Annotated in this window: 15 protein-coding genes; 8 read left to right on the top strand and 7 right to left on the bottom strand. The window is 36.2% G+C overall.

Features of this window, described 5'->3' with window-relative positions:
• Window positions 1-173: 173 nt before the first annotated feature.
• Window positions 174-2,441, top strand: a complete 2,268-nt coding sequence (locus E1750_RS15235) for a TonB-dependent siderophore receptor (protein ID WP_133277595.1) — start codon at window positions 174-176, stop codon at window positions 2,439-2,441.
• Between the two features lie 884 nt (window positions 2,442-3,325).
• Here the strand turns inward: E1750_RS15235 and E1750_RS15230 are convergent.
• The 3 genes from E1750_RS15230 to E1750_RS15220 all read right to left on the bottom strand — a co-directional run bounded on the left by E1750_RS15230 (window position 3,326) and on the right by E1750_RS15220 (window position 8,940).
• Window positions 3,326-3,559 (bottom strand): hypothetical protein, encoded by a 234-nt coding sequence (locus tag E1750_RS15230; protein WP_133277594.1) that lies wholly within the window; start codon window positions 3,557-3,559, stop codon window positions 3,326-3,328.
• Between the two features lie 20 nt (window positions 3,560-3,579).
• Window positions 3,580-5,868 carry a T9SS sorting signal type C domain-containing protein gene (locus E1750_RS15225; RefSeq protein WP_133277593.1) on the bottom strand — a complete coding sequence of 763 codons (2,289 nt, stop codon included), beginning with the start codon at window positions 5,866-5,868 and terminating at the stop codon, window positions 3,580-3,582.
• A 438-nt stretch (window positions 5,869-6,306) separates the two neighbouring features.
• On the bottom strand, window positions 6,307-8,940 hold the full coding sequence (locus E1750_RS15220) for a valine--tRNA ligase (RefSeq protein ID WP_133277592.1): 2,634 nt from the start codon (window positions 8,938-8,940) through the stop codon (window positions 6,307-6,309).
• Window positions 8,941-9,102: 162 nt separating this feature from the next.
• On the opposite strand from E1750_RS15220, the gene E1750_RS15215 reads away from it, so the two are divergent.
• Both E1750_RS15215 and E1750_RS15210 read left to right on the top strand, forming a co-directional pair.
• Window positions 9,103-9,492 (top strand): DUF1573 domain-containing protein, encoded by a 390-nt coding sequence (locus tag E1750_RS15215; RefSeq protein WP_133277591.1) that lies wholly within the window; start codon window positions 9,103-9,105, stop codon window positions 9,490-9,492.
• Window positions 9,493-9,521: 29 nt separating this feature from the next.
• Entirely contained in the window at window positions 9,522-9,836 is a 315-nt protein-coding gene (locus E1750_RS15210; protein ID WP_133277590.1) for a hypothetical protein, read from the top strand.
• 65 nt (window positions 9,837-9,901) lie between these two features.
• Here E1750_RS15210 and E1750_RS15205 read toward each other — a convergent pair whose 3' ends face one another.
• Window positions 9,902-11,233, bottom strand: coding sequence for an aspartyl protease family protein (locus tag E1750_RS15205; RefSeq protein WP_133277589.1), 1,332 nt, complete (start codon window positions 11,231-11,233; stop codon window positions 9,902-9,904).
• 123 nt (window positions 11,234-11,356) lie between these two features.
• Here E1750_RS15205 and E1750_RS15200 point away from each other — a divergent pair, with 123 nt between their 5' ends.
• The 5 genes from E1750_RS15200 (at window position 11,357) to lgt (ending at window position 16,309) form a co-directional block, all read left to right on the top strand.
• Entirely contained in the window at window positions 11,357-12,553 is a 1,197-nt protein-coding gene (locus E1750_RS15200; protein ID WP_133277588.1) for a pyridoxal phosphate-dependent aminotransferase, read from the top strand.
• A gap of 132 nt (window positions 12,554-12,685) precedes the next feature.
• Entirely contained in the window at window positions 12,686-13,357 is a 672-nt protein-coding gene (gene folE / locus E1750_RS15195) for a GTP cyclohydrolase I FolE (RefSeq protein ID WP_133277587.1), read from the top strand.
• Window positions 13,358-13,467: 110 nt separating this feature from the next.
• Window positions 13,468-14,952, top strand: a complete 1,485-nt coding sequence (cysS, locus tag E1750_RS15190) for a cysteine--tRNA ligase (RefSeq protein ID WP_133277586.1) — start codon at window positions 13,468-13,470, stop codon at window positions 14,950-14,952.
• A 101-nt stretch (window positions 14,953-15,053) separates the two neighbouring features.
• Window positions 15,054-15,311: a membrane protein insertion efficiency factor YidD gene (gene yidD / locus E1750_RS15185; protein WP_133277585.1), complete on the top strand. Its 258-nt coding sequence runs from the start codon at window positions 15,054-15,056 to the stop codon at window positions 15,309-15,311.
• Between the two features lie 44 nt (window positions 15,312-15,355).
• Window positions 15,356-16,309: a prolipoprotein diacylglyceryl transferase gene (lgt, locus tag E1750_RS15180; RefSeq protein ID WP_133277584.1), complete on the top strand. Its 954-nt coding sequence runs from the start codon at window positions 15,356-15,358 to the stop codon at window positions 16,307-16,309.
• 59 nt (window positions 16,310-16,368) lie between these two features.
• Here the strand turns inward: lgt and E1750_RS15175 are convergent, their stop codons facing one another.
• The 3 genes from E1750_RS15175 to mdh form a co-directional block, all read right to left on the bottom strand.
• On the bottom strand, window positions 16,369-17,952 hold the full coding sequence (locus E1750_RS15175) for a T9SS type B sorting domain-containing protein (RefSeq protein WP_133277583.1): 1,584 nt from the start codon (window positions 17,950-17,952) through the stop codon (window positions 16,369-16,371).
• A gap of 191 nt (window positions 17,953-18,143) precedes the next feature.
• Entirely contained in the window at window positions 18,144-21,107 is a 2,964-nt protein-coding gene (gene secDF / locus E1750_RS15170; RefSeq protein ID WP_133277582.1) for a protein translocase subunit SecDF, read from the bottom strand.
• Window positions 21,108-21,329: 222 nt separating this feature from the next.
• Window positions 21,330-22,265, bottom strand: a complete 936-nt coding sequence (mdh, locus tag E1750_RS15165; protein ID WP_133277581.1) for a malate dehydrogenase — start codon at window positions 22,263-22,265, stop codon at window positions 21,330-21,332.
• Window positions 22,266-22,282: the final 17 nt, after the last annotated feature.

The following is a 22,282-nucleotide window of genomic DNA, read 5'->3' as shown; positions in this document are numbered from 1 at the left end:
AAAGAGAAGAAATAAAACATCAAACCAACCCATTTTCTGCTGTAAAAAACTAACAAACAAATAGTTAAAAAAATATTAAAATATTATTCATAATTAGTCTAAATAAACTTTGTAGAACCAAAAATGGTTTTTATATTTGCATTATTATTTTTAATAAGTCTAAATAAAGAATCATGAAACGTTTAATACCCGCTAGTTTACTGTTACTAATTTGCAGTGCTACGTATTCCCAAAACACGCCATCGATGGCAGAATCTGCAGAGGCTGACAAGGCTATTTTCGAAAGCTTTGACACCATAAAAAACAAAAAAGGGGAGATTTTGAAAGAAGTAGTTGTAACTCAAAACAAACTCCCAAAACCTGTTACTGCATTACGTTCTGGATTAAAACCAATGGATGTTCCGCAAAGTATTCAAGTAATTGGTGCCGAGATCATCGAACAACAACAAGCCATTCGATTGAGTGAAGTTGTAAAAAACACCAACGGAGTTTATGTAAGTTCGGCACGAGGTGGAGCGACTGAATCTTTTTTTTCAAGAGGGTATGATCTTTCTGCCAATAATATGTTTAAAAATGGTTTCCGCTATAATTCTGGATCCATTCCCGAAGTTACTGGACTAGAAAAAGTGGAATTTCTAAAAGGAGGATCCGCTTTATTATTTGGTAATGTGGCGCCCGGAGGTATTCTAAATTTAGTAACTAAAACACCATCTTTCAAACAAGGAGGTGAAGTAACAATGCAAGTGGGAAGTTATGCTTATTATAAACCAACCCTAGATTTTTATGGCCCTTTGAATAAATTCATCGCCTATAGAATCAATGGATCATACGAAAATTCAGAAAGCTTTAGAGATGTTGTCAAAAACGAACGCATCTATTTTAATCCTTCATTGCTATTGAATGCCACAAAAAAGACACAAATAACCCTGCAAGGAGATTATTTAAAAGCCGATTGGACACCTGATTTTGGTACTGGTTCCATTGGTAAAGAAATTGCAGATGTCCCAAGAAACAGCTATTTTGGTGCCCTTTGGTCTACCGGACAAACAATTTCCACCAGTGCATCGGCCTTAGTCAATCACGACTTCAACAAAAAATGGAAGTTAAACTTCAATGCTTCTTATCAGACTTATAATCGAGAATCTTTCGGCACAGAACGCATTCAACCCAATGACGAAAAAAACGAAACCGTTTATGGGGACACGAATAGACCTTTAGGGAAAAATAAAAATTTAGAGCAAATTGCAGGCAATCAATTGAGCTTACAAGGCTGTTTTAAAACAGGAACTATCAAACATCAAGTATTTACAGGACTAGACTGGGAAAATTCATTCGCAACAGCTTACACCTTTACTTTTGCAGAAAAAGCCATTTCAATAAATAATGATGGAAAATATGCAAGCAATTATTATGATAAAATAAACCTCTTTTCTTTTGATCCTACAAATCAAAGAAATGATATCCCAAAAAACATAACAAACACCCAAATTGTTTATACCAACACAAATCGTTTTGGAGTTTTTGCACAAGATTTAATCTCATTCACAGAGAAAATAAAACTTTTAGCCGGACTACGTTGGTCTTGGCAAGAATCACAGGCCGACACTGAAAATTTAGTAAAAAACACGATCACTGAAGGGGCAAAACGATTGGATAATGCATTTTCACCCAAAGTTGGACTGGTGTATCAGCCTGCAAAAGATATGTCGTTATTTGCTAGTTATTCGAATTCATTTACGCCAAACACGGGAACTACAGTGGACTTACAACCCATCAAACCTTCGATTATTGACCAATACGAAGCGGGAATCAAAAAAGATTTTTGGAGAGGAATATTGAGTACTAATATCACCGTGTATCAAATTACCAACAGCAATTTAGCTCAAACAGCTGAATTCAGAGCGGATGGTTCGGTCAACACCGATACAACGATTAAAACATTGAGCGGTGAAACCAAAAGTAAAGGAGTCGAAGTAGATGTAACCGCCAATCCTATCGAGGGCCTAAATATTATTGCAGGATATAGCTATAACGATATGCGATTTACCCAAACCACAGGAGCGAAAGGAAGTTTTATTGAAGGAGACCGCTTGGTAAGAACCCCAGCGCATACCGCCAACTTGAGCTTTTTCTATACCATCCCTTCCGGTCCATTGAAAGGCGTATCGATCGGGTCGATCGGGAATTATATAGGAGACCGATTAGGGGGCTGGAACAACCAATACGATCCAACTAAACCCAATGGCATTTGGGATCGCGAAATTCCTTTGGAAGGTTATACTACAATAGACGCCTCTCTTGGGTACACTTGGCACGACATTTCTATACTTTGCAAAGTATCTAATATTACTAATGAACTGAACTATACGGTACACGAAAATTACAGCATAAATCCTATTGCACCTCGTCAGGTAATGACTAGTTTACGATACAAATTTTAATAAAAGATTTAATGGTATGGAGTATGCAAATCCATAAATAGCGTTCATCCGTAGTAATACCCATTATAATCCCAATCCTGATATTTTCAGTATTGGGATTATACTTTTACTGATAACACTCATTGCACCAACCTTGAAAAATTCAGAGCTAGCCGACTTTGATATGCTTAATTTATAAATTGTAAAAACAAAAGTAGTAATAACATATTTTTTTGTTCCTAGTAGGATTTAAAATAGAGGCAAATTTAAAACAAAGTACATCGAAATAAATTTTGTTTGAAAAATTAGTGGAGCAAATACTTATTCTAATAGTTTTTATTTAATTGCAAAAGTGAAGCTTCCTAAATTAAAATTTCTACATAAAAACCAGTCAATCCAAAAACCTATGCCATGACACGACAACCAATAGTTAACTAGTGGTCAAATGTTTACGTTATCAAAAAGCCATCGTTAATCCAAGGTTTTAAGAAGAAATCTCTTTTAAACATAATCAACCCCGATTCTTCGGTAATCTTCCTCGCTTAACTTTAGTAATCATAAAAAAAGAGCTTTAGGAGGATTTTTTTGTACTATTTTACTTTTGCATTGTGAATATATGAATAGCGAGATGAAGCGTAGAACATCTTGAAGTCCAACAAAAAACAGCAATGCCAAAAGTACTTGATTTTGAACAAGACGGCTGACGGTAACTTTGATAAATAACGATAAATACAAACGCTAAATGAATGCAACTGCAATGGATTTCTATGGCAGTATCTGATTTTAAAATTCGTTGGCTGCAATACAAGCATACACAATGCAGAGAGATAAATAAAAAAAAACGAATAAAAAACCCTGTCCGAAACGAACAGGGTTTATGACCTAATTATAGTTTTCGATTTATATTAGATAGCCTTTTCTTCTTTTTGATTGGTTTTTACTTTGTACAATACATAAGACAAACCCACTAAAGTCAAAATTCCAACATAATCGTCAATTGGTGTTGCCGGCGTGCTGTCTGCACCACCATTATCATCGATACCATTGTTGTCGGAACCTGTACCAGGTTGAGCAAAAGCAATAGTCGTGGAACCTATAAAAAAAAGTGCTATACAATATTTTAAAAATTTATTTTTCATCTTAATTGGATTTTAAAGTTTTAATTCATTACTTTTTTAGTGACTTCGCTATTATCCTCACCGGCAACACGAACAATCAATACTTGATTATTGACTTTCAAAGTATTTAAAGTCGCAGTAGTAGCTTTCACGTTCTTTTGTTCCAAAATAAGTCTTCCTTGAACGTCGTATACTTTGATGCTGTTGATTACTTTCGCTCCAGCATTCACATATAAAATTCCTTTATTTTTGTATACCTGAACTGTGTTATCGTTTAGCATTGCCGCATCGACTTTTAATGTTTTTTGGTATTTTAAAGAGAATCTACTGTTATCCACTCCTGCAACTGCAGAAAAACTATAAGATCCTTCCTTCAAGTTAGTTTCTGCTCCGGTTTGGTTGTCCAAAAGATATATATCCTGACCCGTGGCGAATAAACCATCCACGTGATCAATCGCTATGGTATAATCGCCCGATACAGTAGTTTTGAAATTTAAAGCTACCACATCAGTTGCATCAAAAGCGGGACGCCCTTGAATGGTGTATTCTTCGTTATTGATCAAGGAGGTCAATGCAATCGGGCTATCATTGATGTATTTACCATCAATCCCTCTATCGATACCTTCTGTAGCACCATCCATATAACCAATTAAAGCTTGACTGAAAACACCTGTTGCATTGGTTAAGTTCAACCAAACACGAGATTTATCTGCCAATTTTTTGGTTTTGAAGAACTTTGCAGTTGTGCTTGCTGTTCTCATTGTATTGGTAAAAATTAAATCTGAATCGTTCGTTTTTACAATAAATCCTTGCCCTACAGCAATCGTGCCATCTGGCGCCACGTTATTTGGCGCATTTGAACTACCAGCTGTTCCTGTACCTCCTAAAAGAGTCCAAGTTGCATAAGCAGAAGTTGTATTCGCAACCGCATTTGTTTTTCTCCAGAAGTATAATGTAGGATCTATTGATGTATTATTAGATAAAAACAAATCAGCACCGATAGTGGACGGATAAGGATTTCCTACGGCGACATACGTACCAGGGGTTAAACCTGTAATATTAATAGTTCCATTATTTGGAGTCCCTGTAAACACACCAGGATATGCCAGAGTTTCAGCACCAACATTGTAATTAGCCGAACCTTCATTAGGCATACGAATTAAATAACCAGTTCCCACGGAAAAAGCTGTCGCAGCAGGGCTTGCAATAAAGTTATAAGCCCCAGTTCCTGAATTATAAGTATAAAAACGATTAAGAGAAGTTAAAGGCGAAAAATTAGCCAAGGTTTGTGCTCCTGAAACTGGGGATGACCATAAAGTAAAATCTAAGCGGAAAAGAGGATTGCTCTCGCGGTTTACATTGATTGCACCTGAATTGGTTGAGTTGACATTATCTTGAAGCAGATTGGAGTTGTTGCTTAAGGTGAATGTACTTCCTGACTCAACAGTTAGAGCTCCAACTAAATTAACATTAAAACCCGAAGGAATTGTAACCGTTGCATTATTCTTAACGGTCAACGAGCAAGCGTTGATATCGGCTGCCGCGCTATAATTATCCTCTATTACGGCTGCATTGCCTGTCGTAGGTGCTGCAGGAGTCCAAACTCCACCGCTGTAGGTAGTCAAGCTGCAATAGGTGGCCCAAGGGTCTTTTACCCAATTACTTCCTCCTGGCTGAACATAGTCAACAAGAATACAACTTAATTTAGGGTTATTATCAGCAGCAAACACACTGCTTAAATTAGTTCCTCTGATATCTAAGCTACTTAGTAACGGATTTTCTTGGATAAAAAAATCAGCTAAACCAGGAGCCATACTTACATCGAGACTAACCAAGGAGGATTTACTAATACCCAAAGCTGTTAAATTCACCAATGCACTTATATTCAAGGAAGTAAGTGAGGTAATATAAAGATCAAGATAGGTTAGATTTACATTGGTATTTACGTTAACAGTAGCCAAATTAACATTATTCTGAGCAACAAGAGAAGTTAAATTTAATAATCCTGAAACGTCCAAAGTAGTCAAATTGTTACCCTCACAATCTAAAGTTTGCAAAGCAGTAAAATCTTTAATACCGGTCAGGTCCGAAATGTTTTTGTTTTTGAGATCTAAACTGGTAACAGTATTAATATTGGCAGTAGGTACCACATTATCTAATGGCCCACTATCATAGCCTAATGCTATCAAAGCAGCTTCGAAATTATCGTCTGGCACACTAGTGTTTTGCGCAATGGCAAAGTTGCTAAACATAGCGAATAATACCGGGAAGAGTAGAATTCGAATTTGATACCGTAAAGAAGGTTTCAGATGGTGTAAAATTTGTTTCATTAGTATTCTTTTTAAATTATTAATGGGGATGTTAAAATATCTGTAGCAAATTTAACATAAAAAACTATTCGATAGATACAAAATTGTTAAATAAGTGGCTGTAATTCATCGAATAAGTTGAAAAAAATCCAATTTTAAGCAAAAATCGGGAAGAAATGGACCTTTCGTGCTCATAATCTGGATACAAAGCAGAAATAGAACAAAAAATTAACACACTTTTTCATTCTTTTTTTAAAATAAAATACCCGCATATCACCTTGTATGCAAGTACTACTCGCCTTCAATATGACATCCGGGTATTATTTTAACTTAGTTTCCTAATTTACCTTTAAAAAAAGCCGAAAAATTAACGAAAAACTACGGTAGGATTCGCAACCAGGCATAACAAGCAGCTGCTAGCCAACAAAAAAATAAAAAATCTAAAAAAGATTGTTAGGATTACTTCAACCCAGCTAAACTTTGTTCCAATGTGGCAATTGTAGCCAATGCATCGGCTTCTTTTTGCCTTTCGTTTGCCAAAACTTTCTCTGGAGCACCGTTTACAAATTTCTCGTTAGACAATTTATTTTGAACTGATTTAAGGAATCCTTGGGTGTATACTAACTCAGCTGTCAGTTTTTCAATTTCGGCTGCAACATCAATATTTCCAGTAATCGGAATGAAATATTCATTCGATTTGATACGGAAAGACAATGCGCCATCCACTTTATCCGAAACATATTCTAAGGACGTTAAGTTTCCTAATTTGGTCACCACTGCATCAAAATAAGTGGAAAATTTATCGTTGTTCACTACTTTCAATTCAATCGTATCCTTGAACGGAATGTTCTTGTCTTTACGAATCGTTCTAATTCCTGAAATCACTTCAATCGTATTTTCGAAATCCGAAATTAATTGCGCATTAAATGGCATTATTTCTGGCCAAGTCGAAACAATCAAAGCTTCTTCTGCTGTTCTTTCTGCCAATAATTGCCAAATTTCTTCGGTCAAGAATGGCATAAAAGGATGCAACAATTTCATATTGTTTTCAAGCATTTCAATGGCTTTCGCTAAAGTTACACTATCAATTGGCTTTTGGTAAGCCGGTTTAATCATTTCAAGGAACCAAGAACAGAAATCGTCCCAAACCAATTTATAAATTGCCATTAAAGCATCGGATATTCTGTATTTTTCGAAATTGTCTTCGATTTCCAAAAGTGTTTGTTGCAATTTGGCTTCATACCATTCAATTGCCACTTTCGAAGATTCTGGTTGCGGAATCGAATCCGAAACTTCCCAACCTTTTATCAATTTGAAGGCATTCCAGATTTTATTGGTAAAGCCTTTTCCTTGGTTGCACAATTCTTCGTCGAACATAATATCATTTCCTGCAGAAGCGCTCAAAAGCAAACCTACACGAACGCCATCGGCACCAAATTTTTCGATTAATTCTAATGGTTCAGGCGAATTTCCTAAAGATTTCGACATTTTACGTCTTTGCTTGTCACGTACCAAACCAGTCAAATACACATTCGTAAATGGTTTTTTGCCTGTATATTCATATCCCGCAATTATCATTCGAGCCACCCAGAAAAACAAAATATCTGGACCTGTCACTAAATCATTGGTTGGATAATAATAGTTAAAATCTTCGTTTTCAGGATCCATAATTCCTCCAAAAACCGACATTGGCCAAAGCCAGGACGAAAACCAAGTATCGAGTGCATCGGCATCTTGTTTTAAGTCGTTTATGGTTAATTGTTTATTGTTTGTGGTTTGTTGTGCTAAAACTAAAGCCTCTTCAATATTCTCTGCAACTACAAAATCTTCTTTTCCATCGCCGTAGAAATAGGCCGGAATTTGTTGTCCCCACCACAATTGACGGGAAATATTCCAATCGCGAATGTTATTTAGCCAATGTGCGTAGGTATTATCAAAACGTTTAGGATGCAATTTGATATCCCCATCAACTAAAACCGACTGAATAGCGGGTTTCACCAAATCCTCCATTTTCAAAAACCATTGGTCGGATAAACGAGGTTCGATTACCGCTTTGGTTCTTTCGGAAGTGCCCACTTTATTCAAATGCGTTTCTGTTTTTGCTAAATCACCATTTTCCTCTAATTCTTTAGCAATTTCGGCACGTACTACGAAACGGTCTTTGCCTTGATAATGCAATCCAAAACTATTTAGTGTAGCATCTTCATTGAAAATATCGATAATTTCTAAATTGTGCTTTTCGCCCAATGCCTTATCATTCAGGTCGTGAGCAGGAGTCACTTTCAAACAACCTGTTCCAAACTCTACATCTACATATTCGTCTTCGATAATTGGAATTACTCTGCCACAAATGGGCACAATCGCTTTTTTGCCTTTCAAATGTGCAAAACGCTCGTCATTCGGGTTGGTACAAATGGCAGTATCTCCAAAAATAGTTTCCGGACGAGTTGTGGCAACCGTTAAGAAATCTTCTGAACCTTCGATTTTATATTTTAGGAAAAATAATTTTCCTTGTTGTTCTTCGTAAATCACTTCTTCATCAGACAAAGTCGTTTTGGCTTCCGGATCCCAGTTTACCATTCGATAGCCGCGGTAAATTAATCCTTTATTGTATAAATCGACAAATGATTTAATTACAGAAGCCGACATATCTGGATCCATCGTGAACTTGGTTCTGTCCCAATCGCAAGAACAACCCAATTGTTTCAATTGTTCCAGGATAGTTCCTCCGTATTTGTCAGTCCAATCGTAAGCGTGTTTCAAAAATTCCTCACGACTCAAATCCGATTTATTGATTCCCTCTGATTTTAGTTTGGCAACCACTTTAGCTTCTGTAGCAATGGATGCGTGGTCTGTACCGGGAACCCAACAAGCGTTGAAGCCTTTGAGACGGGCTCTACGAATCAAAACATCTTGAATAGTATTGTTCAGCATATGCCCCATATGTAAGACTCCTGTCACGTTTGGCGGAGGAATAACAATCGTATAGGGTGTTCTATGGTCGGGCTCCGAATGGAAATATTTGTTTTTCATCCAGTAGTCATACCACTTATTTTCAATAGTTTTAGCGTCGAATTGTGCAGGAATTGTCATAAAAAGCAACTGTTACAACCAAAATTTAGCTTTGGTCTGATTTTTGTAATTCTAATAGTGTGCAAAAGTAAATAATTATGTACAGTATAAAAAGCGAAATAAATAATTGTCCACTTAATTAAAATAAAGTATTTTTACTCAACAGAATTTAAAATGATCCTAATGAAAAATCGAATCACTTTTATAGCAATTGTAATGACTAGCCTTTTTGGTTATGCTCAAAATGGCCCTAAAATTGAATTCAGAGCCAAAGACAACACTATCGATTATGGAACTGTTTCCAAAAAAGCCGACACCGGCATTAGAACCATAGAATTTACAAATACTGGCGATGCTCCATTGATTATCAGCAATGTACTTTCAACGCCCGGTTTTTCTATACCTTCAAAACCGAACGGCGCCATTAATCCCGGGGAAACGGGCACAATTCAGGTAAAATACAGCATGATTCCAGGTCCCATTCGAAAAACCATCACGGTCGAATCGAATGCGGTAAATTATCCCGGCGGCAGAATCCCTTTGAAAATAAAGGGTGATGTAATTGCAGATTAATTCAAATGAAAAAGTCACACTTTTTAAATATGAAAACAATTTTTAAATTAAGTATCCCATTATTTTTCATAATTATTGCGAGTTGCACAAATGATCAAACCATAACAGATCAAACCTATGTTTTTACAAAACCTTATTGTGCAACTGTAACGGTTGGTGGTGTTGTAGGACTGGCTGAAAAATGTTTTAAAATTGGAGACATTGTTTCGGGAAAAGAAATCAATGCAGGGAAAATAACCATTAGAATAGCTGAACATTCATCATTGAACGATGGTCCACCTAGCAGTGCAAGTTACCAAGAATTTTTAGACGTCCCTTTAAATTATTTAGAGCTTAAAAAATAAACCTTTTTACTCCTTTCCACATATAAAAAAACGCTTCTTGTCCAAAATTCAAGTAGCGTTTTCATTTACAACACGTTTTGCAATTGAAATTTAAATTTCAGAATTTGGCTTTCCCGTTCCACTTCAAAGCTAATCCAATCCTCTTCTTCCGACTTCAATAAAGCATTGATTTTTTCTAAACTATAATCATACCCTGGCCTACTATTGATACTGACGATTACATCTCCTTTTTGAAGTCCGCTAAGCGCTGCGGGGGAATTTTTCCTGACTTGAGCAATAATATAAATTGGTTTCAAAGCAAATTTATATTTAAAATAATTTCCTGACATTTGTCGGCGTACCTCTGCAGCATCGGTACTTATCAAAGGAACCGTTTCCAAATGAACCGTTTCCTGAACCCATTGCAGCCCATAATGCTGAATTTCGACACCGCTTTTATTGTACTTGAAAACTGAATTAAAACTGCCATTCTTCTTTACAAAAAGTTGCTTATTCGAATAATCAAAAACTAAATTAAATCTGCGTAAAATTTCTGCGCCAACAGAACCTGCTCGATCTTGCACCATTTTTACATTTCGAGTAGAGGAAGAATCTGGGAAAGCCACTATTGGGTTTTTGAAATCAAATTTGGAAAAACTAAATTTCGAAATCTGCGCTCTTTTTCCTTCGACATCGCCACTAAATCCTTTTCCTAAATAGTCTTCGAAATTTTTTGTTGGAATAGTGATTCCTCTTTCTTTGTTTTCGAAAAGCCAAATAGCATCACTGTTGCCGATATCGAGTAATAACTTAGTAGGAATTTCAGCCGAATTAATAGTAACATTTCCAACAAGATAGGGCTTAGACCTCTCGATCGATATAGGAACAGCTTGGAATTTTTTACCGATTTTCTCTCTGTTTTTGTCGGTATCATCATATACAACGATGCGCTTTTTTGTGTAGTTCACTTCCACTAAATTATTTCTAAAAAAATTATAGCCAATAATACCGTTTACAGGAATTCCAACATGCGACGAAAGATTAAAACTTTGATCCAACACGATATAAAGCAGATGATTTGAAGATTTTAAACCTTTAATTTCCAATGTGTTATTGGTAGATTTCAACCCTTCGATAGAAGTCTCACTCCCCAAACCTCGTAACGAAATTTTTTCAACATTGTAAAAATTCACTTCTTTTTTATCTTCCATACTAAAGAGAATCGTCTCCTCGACCCCAGTATCTAGCAGAAAATTTAATTCAACACCATTGACATTTATGGGAATAAAAATCAAATTATTGATGTTTTTGAAAGGTACAGCCACTCTATCGACACCTTTATCAAAGCGAAATCCATCTTGTCCCGAAATTGGCAAAGCAAAAACAATCAAAAAACACAAAAAGAGGAGTTGTTTCATTTGAAATATTTTGATAAAGTTAGTGAAATAATGAAGAATTATCTCCTTTTATTAACAAATTAAGAAATTTGAAGCGATTTTTTTCGAAAAAAAAGTCGCAAATTTGCAGCAAATTTTCAAAACATGCCTAGTATTTCTATTAGAGGTCGTAAAATGCCCGAATCGCCAATTCGAAAGTTGGCTCCTTATGCTGATATGGCTAAATTAAAAGGCCATAAAGTATACCATTTAAACATAGGTCAACCTGATATAAAAAGTCCCGAAATAGCGATTGAAGCTATCAAAAATATGGACTTAGACATCATAGAATATGGTCCTTCGGCGGGTTATGAAAGTTATAGGAAAAAATTGGCCCAATTTTATACCAGACAAGATGTAAACGTTTCGTTTGAAGACATAATGATTACCACCGGTGGTTCTGAAGCGCTTTTGTTCGCCTTAGGCAGCATTATGGATCCCGAGGACGAAGTTATTATTCCAGAACCCTTTTATGCCAATTACAGTGCCTTTTCAGCTGAATCAAGCGCTAGAGTGGTGCCCGTTATTTCAACTATAGAAAGCGGTTTTACACTACCAACAATTGAAGAATTTGAAAAAGCAATTACTCCCAAAACCAAGGCAATCTTAATCTGTAATCCCAATAATCCGACGGGCTATTTGTATTCAGAATCTGAAATTAATCAATTGGGAGAATTGGTTCGAAAACACGATTTATTTTTAATCGCAGATGAAGTGTATCGCGAATTTATTTACGACGAGAGAGACAGACACTTTTCGGTGATGAACCTAAAAGGAATTGAGCAAAACGTCATAATGATTGATTCTGTTTCCAAAAGATACAGTATGTGTGGCGCACGAATTGGCTGTATGGTTACCAAAAACAGAGAAGTAATCGCTGCTTCGATGAAATTTGCACAAGCGCGCTTATGTCCACCAACCATAGAACAAATCGCTTGTGAAGCTGCCATTGATACTCCACAAAGCTATTTTGACGAAGTGATTTCAGAATACAAAGAGAGAAGAGATGCGCTAATAGCCGAATTGAATACAATTGAAGGTGTAATAGTTACTACTCCAAAAGCTGCTTTTTACTGCATTGCTCAACTCCCCGTTGACAATACCGATGACTTTGCCCAATGGTTGCTCGAAAACTACAATTTAAACGGCGAAACTGTAATGGTTGCGCCAGCTGGCGGTTTTTATTCGACTCCGGGAGTTGGATTGAATCAAGTTCGCATTGCTTATGTATTGAAAAAGGAAGATTTGGTTCGCGCTGTTCAAATCCTAAAGAAAGCCATTGAAGTTTACAATTTGAGATAGAAAAATTCATTTATTTTCATTTTTTCAAATACAATTTATTCGAATTAATTATCAAAAGCTTTAGAAATTCTTTGGCTTTAATTAATTATCTTTACCCCCTAAATTTTATTTACACCATAATTGTAACTTTTAATGATCAACAACGAAGAATTTCAGGACGAAATAGGAAACAATCATATCAGTTCATCAGCAAAAAACCCAGTAAGACCAGATGCTTTTGCTATTTCTGACGATGAAAAAATTGAAAGAATTAAGAAAGATGTAGAAAACATGCTGCTTACCCTAGGTATGGATTTGACAGACGATAGCTTGAAAGGAACGCCGAATCGCGTAGCGAAAATGTTTGTAAAAGAAATTTTTGGCGGATTAAATCCCAACAAGAAACCGAATGCTTCCACTTTCGAAAACAGTTATAAATATGGAGAGATGTTGGTGGAAAAAAACATTACTGTTTATTCTACTTGCGAGCACCACTTATTGCCCATCATCGGAAGGGCACACGTAGCTTATATTTCGAACGGTCGTGTGGTAGGACTGTCTAAAATAAATCGAATTGTTGAATTTTACGCCAAAAGACCTCAAGTACAAGAACGATTAACCATGCAAATTGTGCAAGAACTTCAAATGGCACTTGGGACAGAAGACGTGGCTTGTATCATTGATGCCAAACATTTATGCGTCAACTCCCGCGGTATAAAAGATATCGAAAGTAGTACCGTCACCTCGGAATTTGGTGGGAAATTCAAAAATGAACAGACTCGCAGAGAACTTTTAGAATATATAAAATTAGATACTAAGTTTTAAAAAGTTTAGGGTGTATGGTTTGCTGTTTTTAGTTTTTCTATTTATAAACTAACAAAAAACAAACCACAAACAATGAACCACAAACAATAAACCACAAACAGCAGACAAGAATGCCTCAATTCAAATCCCAAACCTTAAAAATATACAATACACTTTCGGGTGAAAAGGAAGTTTTCAAGCCCATTCACGACGGCAACGTTGGAATGTACGTTTGTGGGCCAACAGTTTACAGCAATGTCCATTTAGGAAATGTGAGAACTTTTATGTCATTCGATGTCATCTTTAGGTATTTTTTGCACTTGGGTTACAAAACCCGTTATGTTCGCAATATTACCGATGCAGGGCATTTGACCGATGATGGCAATGTAGAAAACGACCGCTTTGTAAAACAATCACGACTGGAAAAATTAGAACCTATGGAAGTGGTTCAAAAATATACCGTCGATTTTCATCAAGTTTTAGATAAGTTTAATTTTTTGGCTCCCACCATTGAGCCTACCGCAACGGGACATATTATTGAACAAATAGAATTGATTCAAAAATTGATTACTGATGGTTTTGCCTATGAAACAGAGGGCTCTGTCTATTTCGATGTCTTTGAATACAACAAAAAAGGGTTGAATTATGGTGAACTAAGCAACCGAAATATTGATGAATTATTTGCTAACACCCGAGATTTAGACGGTCAAAACGAAAAGAAAAATCCGCAAGATTTTGCCTTATGGAAAAATGCTTCTCCGGCTCACATTATGCGTTGGAATTCTCCTTGGGGCGAAGGTTTTCCGGGTTGGCATTTAGAATGTACCGCTATGAGTACCAAATATTTAGGAGAACATTTTGACATTCACGGAGGTGGGATGGATTTAAAATTCCCACATCACGAATGTGAAGTAGCTCAAGGCAAAGCGTGCAACGGCACTACCCCAGTCAATATCTGGATGCATACCAATATGCTGACTATGAATGGTTTACGAATGAGTAAATCGACAGGAAATTATATTTTACCAATGGAATTACTTTCGGGTGAAAACACTTTTTTCGAAAAGAAATTCCAACCGAATGTCGTCCGTTTTTGCTTCTTGCAAGCCCATTACCGAAGCGTTTTAGACATTTCGAACGAGGCGATGATTGCCAGCGAAAAAGGGCTGAATCGATTGTTGGAAGGGGTAAAACTATTACATAACATCCAGCCAAAATCCAGCTCCTCTTTTTCAGTAAACGACTGGATAACGAGCTGCTACGAAGCAATGAACGATGATTTCAACACCCCAATTCTTATTGCCAATTTATTTGAAGGCGTTCGTTACATCAATTTATTGAATGACAATGTGGCAACACTCAATGCCGAGGATTTAAAGTCGTTTAGTCAATCCGTAAATCAATTTCTTTTTGAGGTCTTGGGACTTAAAGACGAGAAATCAATAGAAAACAATAACGAAAAACTCGAGGGTGTAGTCAACCTGCTTATCCAGATGCGAAATGAGGCTCGTGCCAATAAAGATTTTGCCTTGTCAGACCAGATACGAAATCAATTGATTACGTTAGGAATTCAGTTGAAAGACGGAAAAGAAGGGACTACTTTTAGTGTTCAGTAGTCCGTAATTAGTACGCAGTTATTAAGTCGAAGCCAAGATAGCTTTCAGAAGAAGGTTACGCATAGTAACTGAACACTAAAGACCGAACACTTATTTAAAATATGCTCAACAAAATCCTCATATATCCTTTTGTACTGCTTGTTCGGTTTTATCAAGGTGCAATTTCGCCTTTTACTCCGTCGTCCTGCCGATTTGAGCCCACCTGCTCTAGCTATATGATTGAAGCGCTACAAAAACACGGTTTGTTGTATGGTGGTTATTTAGGGTTAAAAAGAATTTTGAGTTGTCATCCTTGGGGCAAAACGGGCTATGATCCTGTTCCATCAAAAGAATGCAATGATAAGCACGGAGAAAATTAGTGAACAAAAACAAAAAAATGTATTTTTACATAAATAAATAAAATATGACACCATCTTCAAATTTAATTTGGAATCCATCAGAAGGAATTGATTTAGGATTTTTCGTAATTCGCTATTACAGTTTAATGTTTGTAATTGCTTTTGGACTCGGTTGGTACATTATGAAAAACATTTTCGAACGAGAAAACGAGCCCGTAGAAAAATTAGATACACTTTTTATTTGGACCGTTTTAGCCACCTTGGTTGGCGCTCGTTTAGGGCATGTATTCTTTTACGATTGGGAATATTACAGCAATCATTTTATTGAAATTTTGCTGCCAATAAGAGAAAATCCAGAGGGAACGCTTTTTCATTTTATTAGTGGATGGGAATTTACCGGCTATACTGGTTTGGCAAGCCACGGAGCAGCAATTTCAATAATAATAACCATGTACTTTTATAGTAAAAACATACTTAAAAGATCACAAATGTGGATTTTAGACAGAATAGTAATACCTGTGGCAAGTGGGGCAATCTTTGTTCGTTTTGGCAATTTTTTCAATTCTGAAATAGTCGGAAACGTGACAACCTCTCCATTAGGGGTTCGATTTGTTCGAGATCAATTTAGTGCACGTGAAGCGGTAAACGCAACGCAATTGGCTTCGCCAAAAGAGGCTTATCATGCTATTGCAACCAATCCACAATTTTCAGATCTTTTGCAACAAGTCCCTGCCAAACACCCAGCCCAATTATACGAAGCTGGTTGCTATATTTTTGTATTTGCCATTCTTTTCTTTTTATATTGGAAAACAGATGTTAGAGAAAAATCAGGCTATTTATTTGGTCTTTTTCTGGTGCTTTTGTGGTCGGTACGATTCGTAGTGGAATATGTAAAAGAAAGTCAAGGTGGTTTCGAAAGTGCTTTAGGATTATTTTCAACTGGACAATGGCTCAGTATTCCTTTTATATTAATTGGATTGTATTTTGTTTTCACTGCCGAAAAACCAGTGCATTTATAAACAACTAAACCTACACCAAAAAATACAAAAGCCTCGCAAAATTGTGAGGCTTTTGTATTTTATCGCTTTAAAGAAAAATGCGATTTGTATTTTTTGACACTATTTTGTTCCGAATATTCCACCGTAAACCAATAGTCATCTGCAGGCATTGGCCTGCCCAAGTAGGTTCCATCCCAGCCAGAACCACCCGGACTAATATCTTTCAATAATTTTCCGTAACGATCGAAAATATAAATCCTAGAATTTGGAGACAAATCACTTAGGGTATTGATATTCCAAGAATCGTTATACGTATCCCCATTTGGTGTGAAATATTTTGAATAACCAATAATTAGGACATTGTTATTTGTCAATGCACTGCAACCATTTACATCTTTAACAGTGATAGAATGAAGTCCAGGGGAGACCTTTTCAAAAATGGTACTTGTTTGCAGTGGGCCATCATCCATTTGGTATACAAAATTAGCCCCTAATGGGTCCGTAACGGTCACTATTTGAATTTTAGTAAAATCATCGGTTGTCGTCCAATTCAACGTATTGATTGTATTGGACGGATTGACTGTTACGTTAATGATTTTAACGGATGGCGTACAGGCCTGTCCTGGATCTGGAGTAAAAACATAAGCGCCGTCAGCCAAATTATCCACTGTTGCTGGATTCCAGGATCCCGTTATTCCATTTGGGGAAACTGAACTTAAAACTGGTGCTACATCACCTGAACAAATAGAAAAATCGCTAAAATCAGGCTCAATAGGTTCGACAGAAATACTTAGCGTGGTTTTCAGCGCACAAGGAAATACTATTGGATCTGGCGTAAAAGTGTAGGTTATGGTCCCCATAGACGAAGTGTCGACACTTGAGGGGCTCCAAGCACCGGTTATTCCATTCGTTGAAGTTGTAGGCAACACTACCACATCATTCAAACAGTAGGTAGTGGGTGTTGAAGTAAAGGTAGGAGTTGTTGTAGATGACCCGCAGGGAACGCTACATTTCATAGTTTGTGATGGTACGCAAGGATGTGAAGCTGATGTCAATATCAAAGTAGCTGATTGCCCTGGCAACATATTAGGCACTAACCAATGGGAGGTACCTGTTGTTCCTATCACTGGCGCCCCTCCTTGAATAGTATATGAAAAATTATAGGAATTAGAAATTAATGAATTGTTTCCCCAATCAAAAAAGACAGAATTATTAATTGTAGCTGGAGGCGTGTAGCCAGAAGAATAATTTGGAATTTGTGACGCATCACACCTCAATCCTAGAATAGCAGCACCATTATCAACTGCTACATTTACAACAATCGGAACACGAATACTCTCCACACCAGCAATAGTCTGACTCACATAATATGTTGCTATTGCTGTGCCAATTATAGTCGTGTTAGGAATCGGAGCAACAGCAGTTGGAATTTCTGTTGGTGCATTTGTGAGATACCAATTCAATGTTGCTCCTACTGAGGGAATAGCTACTAAAGGAGTAGTACAATTTTGCCAATAGGTTACTGGCGAATATACCGTTGGTGGAGATGTTATAAGAGTTTTGCTGACAGAACTATTGACACTAATTTTAGCAAAAACAGACGCTTTTGATAAAGAACTGATCAAAAGTAGAAAGACAAACGACTTGATTACAATTTTCATCATGAATAGGTTTTAGGTCGCTTAGAATTTGGGAATTAAAGCAATATTTTGTAAATATATAAAATTTGACTCTTCAATAAAATATAATTCAGAAATTATGTATAAATGAACGATTTCGAAATCTAAAAAACAGTCATAAAAAAAAAGACCCGAATCAAATTCGAGTCTTTTAAATACTATACAATCAAACCAATTTATGCATTGTGTTCTTGTTCGATTTTTTTATGTTCTTCTTCAGACATTGTATCACACAAAACTGGTGTTGCGATAAACAATGACGAATATGTTCCCACAATAATACCGATTAACATCGCAAAAATAAATCCACGAATCGACTCACCACCAAATACGAACATAATCAATAATACTAAAATCATCGTCAATGAAGTATTAATTGTTCTTGACATGGTACTGTTAATCGATTGATTGACGATACTGTTGAAGTTTCCTTTGGCTTTCTTACTACCCAAATATTCACGTACTCTGTCAAATACAATTACGGTATCATTCATAGAGTACCCGATAACAGTAAGAATCGCAGCGATAAAGTGCTGGTCAATTTCCATACCGAAAGGCATGAATTTATAACACAAGGAGTAAATACCCAAAACAAATATTACGTCGTGTACCACCGCAGCAATCGCACCTAAACTGTATTGCCATTTTCTAAAACTGATTATCAAATACAATCCTACGATAAGCATGGCTCCAAGAACAGCCCAGTACGCATTGGTTTTGATATCCTCAGCTACTGTTGGTCCTACTTTAGAAGCTTGTAAAATCCCTAATTTTTTCCCATCATAAGCATTTACAAACTTATCATAAGTCAATCCAGCAGAATAATGTTTTTTCAAATTATCAAACAATAATTTGTTCACTTCTTCATCGGCCTGAATTCCGTGATCTTTCACTTTATATTTTGTAGTAATCTTCAACTGATTGTCGTTACCAAAAACTTTTGCTTCGGCGCTACCAAATACTTTTGTTAAATCTTCTTTTATTTCTTCGGCTACAACTGGTTTTTCAAAACGAATTTGAAACGTTCTTCCTCCAACAAAATCAACCCCTTGATCCAGTCCATTAGTAGCTAATGAATACACACTCACAATAGTAACGATGGCTGAAAAAGCATACGTCCATTTTTTGATGCTCAAGAAATCGAAGTGGAAATTAGTAAAGAAGTTTTTAGAAAAATTAGTTACAAATGATAATTTTCCGCCTTGTTGAATTCTTCTATCAATAAATATTCTTGCAATAAATATTGAGGTAAATAACGAAGTTACAATACCAATTAATAAAGTGGTAGCAAATCCTTTGATTGGTCCTGAACCAAAAATAAACAATACACCACCTGTTAAAATATGAGTTACGTTTGCATCTACAATAGAACGCATAGCACCTTTCCAACTGTACGAAGCTACAACAGCCTCTTCCAATGTTTTGCCAGAACGCAATTCTTCTTTAGCTCTTTCATAAATAATGATGTTCGCATCAACTGCAGTACCCATTGTCAAAACGATACCGGCAATTCCAGGCAAAGTAAGTACCGCACCTAAACTCGCCAAAATTCCGAATAAGAATAATAAATTGACTGCTAAGGCAATATTAGCATACCAACCTGAACGACCGTAATACACCATCATCCAAAGTGACACTAATAACAAACCTAAAAGTGCTGAATTTGTTCCGTTATCAATAGCTTCCTGACCTAAGGATGGTCCTACTACTTCTGATTGAATGATATCGGCTGCTGCAGGAAGTTTACCTGCACGTAGTACATTGGCTAAATCTTTAGTTTCTGCAATTTCAAAATTTCCTGAAATTTCAGATCTTCCACCCGAAATTGGGCCACTAGAAACACCCGGAGCAGAATAAACCACATTATCCAAAACAATAGCGATATTGCTTTTTTGAGCATAAGCTCTGCCTGTCAATTCTTCCCAAGCTTTTGCCCCTTGCCCATTCATTTGCATAGAAACTGCAGGTTTTCCCAATTGATCGAATGTATCATTTGCATCAGTAACAACTCCGCCACCCATTGAAGCAGCATTGTCTCTGTTCCCTTTTAATGCATATAATTCTACTGCATCAACTTCTTTTCCTTTAGCATCTGTCAATGTGGTTGGTTTTCCCCAAACAAATTTGGCATAATGCTGGTCTGGAGCTAATAAAACTCTAATATCTGCTCTTCTCAAATACCCTCCAACTACAGCGGTATCTTTCGGAGAGAACATTCCCAAAACCGGCCCACCTCCTTGTTGAATTATCTTGTCTAGTATAGGATTATTTCCTTTTTTTGCATCGACTGAATCAGTTTTATCCGTCAATAAAGCACTTAAAGTATCTTTTGCAACAGCTTTAACTTCTGGAGTTTTGATTTCGGTTTTTTTCAATGCCTCGTTAGCAGCCATTAAGAAATTACCTATTTCATCAATTTTATACGTTTCCCAGAACTCTAATTGAGCGGTACTTTGTAATAATTTTTTAATTCTATCTACATCTTTCGCACCTGGAAGTTCTACAAGAATTCTTCCAGATTCACCTAATTTTTGAATGTTAGGTTGTGTAACTCCGAATTTATCGATACGTTTTCTTAATACTCCAAAAGCACTATCCACTGATTCATCCACTTTTTTGCGAATCACTTTTTGGGCTTCTTTATCCGTCATTTTAAAATCAATTTCCCCTTGCAATGTTCTATTTGCAAAAATATCAGGAGAAGCTAATTTTACGGTTCCTTTTGAATTGGCTTCAAAAGCTTCGAAAAATGCATCGATATAAGTTTGATTTCCTTTTTGGTTAGCCGTAGCATCAGCCAAAGATTTATTGAAAACCGGATTTTTAGAATTATTAGTCAATCCTTTTAAAACATCCTTTACAGAAATTTGCAATATCACATTGATACCACCTTCTAAGTCAAGACCTTTATTGATTTGTTTGTCTTTTACTTCGTTGTAAGTGAATTTTGTAAAGCCAAGATTGAAAACATTTTCTTTTCCAATGGAGTCAAGATATTTAAATTCTGCTTCCGGATTACCCTTGGCAAAAGATTTAGCATCGTTTTTTACTTTATTTGAAACGAAAGTGAAAGAAAGTTGGTAAATGCTTACCAGTGCAAATAAAATTGCGAAAAATTTAATAAGTCCTTTATTCTGCATTATTACTAAAAATTAATTATTTATTGTATTTATTTATTTAAACAATTATAAAAGAAGCAGTTATAACCATTTTGCAATAAAATCAAAACAGTGGCAACTACAGCGTTTTCTATAAACCGAGCAAATATATAATTAACGTTAAGATTAACCAATTAATTTATTGATTAATGTCAAAAAAAAGACTGCAAAAGTGCAGTCTTTTCATTTTTTACCCAAATATTCCTATCCTAAAATAGAACTTAAGTCGCCATTCATATTTCTAACCGCATCGGCGCTTTTGGCAAAAGCCTCTTTTTCTGAATCGCTTAAATTAATATCCAGTATTTGCTCCACACCATTTTTTCCAATGATACAAGGAACACCAATACAAATATCATCTTGTCCGTACTCGCCATCAAGCATAACAGAACAAGCTATCATTTTCTTTTGGTCATTCAAAATACTATCTACCAAATACGCCACTGAAGCTCCTGGCGCATACCAAGCTGAAGTTCCTAACAAACCTGTAAGAGTAGCACCACCAACCATTGTTGCCGAAGCTACTTTAGCCAATTCTTCTTCTGATAAAAATTGAGATACTGGAATACCATTATAAGACGCTAATCTTGTCAATGGAATCATTGTGGTATCACCGTGACCACCAATAACCATCGCCGAAACATCATTTGAAGGCTTGTCTAAAGCTTTTGACAAATAGTATCTAAAACGAGAACTATCTAAAGCTCCACCCATACCGATTACTCTGTTTTTTGGCAAACCTGTAGCTTTCAATGTCAAATACGTCATCGTATCCATTGGATTTGAAACCACCACGATGATTGCGTTTGGAGAATGTGTTAATACGTTATCAGCAACCGATTTCACGATTCCTGCGTTGATTCCTATTAATTCTTCTCTTGTCATTCCTGGTTTTCTTGGAATTCCTGATGTAATAACCACTACATCACTATTGGCTGTTTTTGCATAATCGTTGGTAACACCAGTGATTACGGTATTAAAACCTGTATTTGTTGCGCATTGCATCAAATCCATAGCTTTACCTTCTGCAAAACCTTCTCTAATATCTAATAATACTACTTCACTTGCAATTCCTCTATAAGAAATCACATCTGCGCAAGATGCTCCTACATTTCCCGCTCCTACTACTGTAACTTTCATTTTTTTTAATTTAATTA

This window comes from Flavobacterium nackdongense (genome assembly GCF_004355225.1).
GTDB lineage: Bacteria > Bacteroidota > Bacteroidia > Flavobacteriales > Flavobacteriaceae > Flavobacterium > Flavobacterium nackdongense.
Note: the sequence above shows the minus strand (reverse complement) of the source record. Positions and strands in the feature narration are given on the sequence as shown.